This is a genomic window from uncultured Thiodictyon sp. (assembly GCF_903828115.1).
Classification (GTDB): Bacteria; Pseudomonadota; Gammaproteobacteria; order Chromatiales; family Chromatiaceae; genus Thiodictyon.
The window spans coordinates 1-3708 of record NZ_CAIKKU010000556.1; the positions used below are offsets into that span (position 1 = coordinate 1).

Annotated in this window: 2 protein-coding genes; both read left to right on the forward strand. The window is 69.8% G+C overall.

The annotated features are described in order from the left end of the window. The first annotated feature begins 181 nt into the window (after positions 1-181). Positions 182-2776, forward strand: coding sequence for a circularly permuted type 2 ATP-grasp protein (locus QZY48_RS20680; RefSeq protein ID WP_295434711.1), 2595 nt, complete (start codon positions 182-184; stop codon positions 2774-2776). Then, the gene (locus QZY48_RS20685; RefSeq protein WP_295434713.1) at positions 2773-3651 is read left to right on the forward strand and encodes a transglutaminase family protein; all 879 of its coding nucleotides are present in this window, start codon (positions 2773-2775) and stop codon (positions 3649-3651) included. Before QZY48_RS20680 ends, QZY48_RS20685 begins: the two co-directional genes overlap by 4 nt. Positions 3652-3708: the final 57 nt, after the last annotated feature.

Below are 3708 nucleotides of genomic sequence, written 5' to 3' on the forward strand. Positions count from 1 at the left end.
CGACAACGACGCCCGGTCCGTGAGAAGGTCCGGTCGCTGCAGGGTACGGGATCTGCGTCAACACATCAGTCCTGATCGCACCCGATCGAGGGACCCAGGTTGACCTGGGAGTCGCTTTGTCTTGTCACCTCCGCCCGCGCCGTGTCTAATCGCGCCTTGAGACACGCCAAGAGCCCCGCCCATGTCCGCTACCAACCTCGCCGCCGCCCTGGCCCGCCCCGGGCTGATCGACGACTACCTGCCGCTCACCGGCTGCTTCGACGAGATGCGCCCGACGCAGGGCGAGGTCCGCCCCCAGTGGCGCTATGTCCTGGAGGCCCTGCGCACGCTCGGTCCCGCCGGCATCGAGGAGCGCTGGCGCGAGGCCGCGCGGATGATCCGCGACAACGGCGTCACCTACAATCTGAACGGCGATCCCCAGGGAATGTCCCGGCCCTGGGAACTGGACCTGCTGCCGCTGCTCATCCCCAGCGAGGAGTGGGCCGTGCTCGAACGGGGCCTGGTGCAGCGGGCCGAGTTGTTCAACCTGATCCTGCTGGACCTCTACGGCCCGCGTGAGTTGATCAACCGGGGACTGCTGCCGGCCGAACTGATCGACGGCTACCGCGAGTATCTGCTCCCCTGTCACGGCCTGGAGGTCGCGGGCCGGCGGCCCCTGGTCCACTATGCGGCGGACCTGACCAGGATGCCGGACGGGCAGTGGCGGGTGATCGGCGACCGCACCCAGACGCCGCTCGGGGCCGGTTATGCCCTGGAGAACCGGGTAGTGCTCGCGCGCGTGCTGCCGAGCCTGTTCCGCGACTCCCACGTCCATCGCCAGGCCGGCTTCTTCCGCTCCATGCGCCGCACCCTGACCCGGCTCGCCCCGGGGCGCGACGGGCATACCCGGGTGGTCGTGCTCACCCCCGGCCCGCAGAGCGAGGCCTATTTCGAGCACGCCTATCTGGCCAACTATTTAGGCTACACCCTGGTCCAGGGCGGGGACCTCTCGGTACGCGACGGCGCCCTGTGGCTGCGCACCCTGGGACGGCTGGAGCGCATCGACGCGATGCTGCGCCGCGTCAAGGCCAGCGAGTGCGACCCCCTGGAACTGGGCGAGGATGCCGGCCAGGGCGTCCCGGGCCTGGTCGAGGCGGTGCGCGCCGGCAACCTGGTGATCGCCAACGCGCTCGGCAGCGGGGTCCTGGAGCACCCCGGGCTCATGGCCTTTCTGCCCGCCCTGTGCCGCCATCTGCTGGGTGAGGACCTGCTGCTGCGCGACATCTCGACCTGGTGGTGCGGCGAGCCCAAGGCGCGCGCCTATGTCCTCGCCAACCTCGATAACCTGGTGATCAAGCAGGCCGGCAAACCGCAGGGCCAGCGCTGCGTCTTCCCGGGCACCATGGAGGCCGCAGCGCGGGAGGCCCTGATCCAGGCCATCCAGGCGTCGCCCAACCGGTTCGTCGCCCAGGAACGGGTGCAGCCCTCCACCGCCCCGGTCCTGGTCGGTCAACGCCTGGAGCCGCGCCCCATCACGCTGCGTACCTTCCTGTGCGCGGAGGACGAGGGCTACACGGTGCTGCCCGGCGGCCTGGGACGGGTGGCGCTGACCAGCGATGCGGCCCTGGTCAGCAACCAACTGGGTGGTCTGGGCAAGGACGCCTGGGTGCTGGCCTCCGAGCCGGAGCGCCAGGAGACCCTGCTGGTCAGCGGGGACTCCCAGGCCCCCGCCGTGACCCAGGAGAGCGAGGTCTCCAGCCGGGTCGCGGACAACCTGTTCTGGATCGGGCGCTACGCGGAACGGGCCGAAGGCCTGGTGCGGCTGCTGCGCATGATCATCTTCAAGCTCTCCGAACGGACCGAAGTCGCCCCGGCCGCGGCCCCAGCCAAGCCGGGCACCTATTTCATGCGCTCCCTGCTGGAGGCCCTGACCCATCAAACTCAATCGCTGCCTGGTTTTATCGGCGAGGGGGCGGCGGCCCGCCTGCGCGACCCCTGGCCGGAACTGCTGTCGCTGATCTCCAACCCGCGCCGCCTGGGCGGGCTGCCCCAGACCCTCCAGGCCCTGGGCCAGGCCGCCTACTCGGTGCGCGAGCGGCTCTCGGTGGACACCTGGCGCATCGTCAGCGACATCGAGGCGCGGCTGGGCGCCCTGACCAGCACCCCGCCCACCCAGCCGTCGGCGGCCCTGGACGAGCTCGACCCGCTGGTCACCTCGCTGGTCGCCTTCTCCGGCCTGACCCAGGAGAACATGACCCACAACGAGGGGTGGCACTTCCTGGAGACCGGGCGCCGCCTGGAGCGCGGCGCGGCGCTCGCCGCCCTGCTGCGCTCCACCCTGACCCCCCTGACCCCGGAGCAGGACGAGACCACCCTGATCGAGGCCGTGCTCGGTGTCACCGACAGCACCATCACCTATCGCCGCCGCTATCGCGCCGGCACCCGCATCGGGGCCCTGCTCGACCTGGTGCTACAGGACGAGGGCAACCCGCGCGCCCTGGCCTATCAACTGGTCGCACTCGAGCGGCTGGTCACGGTGATGCCCAAGGGCGAACTGGCGGTGGGGCGGACCCCGGCGGAAAAGCTGGTGCTCAAAACCCTGACGGGCGTGCGTTTGGCCGAACTCGACACGCTGGTCCAGCCGGACCCCCAGACGCAGCGGCGCCTGAGCCTTGAAAAGGTGCTGGAGGCCCTGGAGTCCGATCTGGCCGCCATCTCCAACGCCCTGACCGCCCAGTATTTCCGTCACGAGGAACAGCCGCACAGCCTGCTGCGGCGCATTGGGGTGGTCAAATGAAACTGCGCATCAGTCACCTGACCCGTTATGACTACGCGGAGCCCGTCTCCCTGTGTCACAACATCGTGCATCTCAAGCCCCGCCAGAGCGAGCGCCAGCGCTGCCTGTCCAGTTCCCTGCGGATCGACCCCGGCCCGGCGGTCAACCGCGAGCACGAGGACTTCTTCGGCAACCGGGTGAATTATTTCTCCATCCAACAGGCCCACGACGCCCTGGAGGTCACCGCCGTCAGCGAGGTCGAGGTCGGCCTGCAAGACCTGCCGGAACCGGCCGCCACCCCCGCCTGGGAGGTGGCACGCGACTGCCTGCACCAGCACCGCAAACCCAGGATGAACGCCTCGCGGATCTTCACCCTCGCCTCCCCCCTGGTCCCGCTCAATGTCGCGGCCCGTGACTACGCGGCCGGCTCCTTCACCCGCGGGCGCCCGATCCTGGAGGCCGGCATCGACCTCATGGGGCGGATCTTCCGCGAGTTCGCCTACGATCCCCACTTCACCAGCATCGCGACCCCGGTGGCCGAGGTCATGGCCCATCGCCGCGGCGTCTGCCAGGACTTCGCCCACCTCGCCATCTCCGGCCTGCGCGGCCTGGGGTTGGCCGCCCGCTATGTCAGCGGCTATCTCGAAACCCTGCCGCCCCCCGGCCAGGCCAAGCTCCAGGGCTCAGACGCCTCCCACGCCTGGTTCGCGATCATGATCCCGGATCTCGGCTGGGTCGATTTCGATCCCACCAACGACCTGATCCCCGGCGAGCAGCACATCACCACCGCGGTCGGGCGCGACTATCAGGACGTGACCCCCATGCATGGGATCTTTTACGGCGGCGGGGGGCATGAGCTGACGGTGGCGGTGGATGTGAATCGGGTGGAGGGGTGAGGGGTGAGGGGTGAGGGGTGAGGGGTGAGGGGTGAGGGGGGAGGGGTGAGGGGTGAG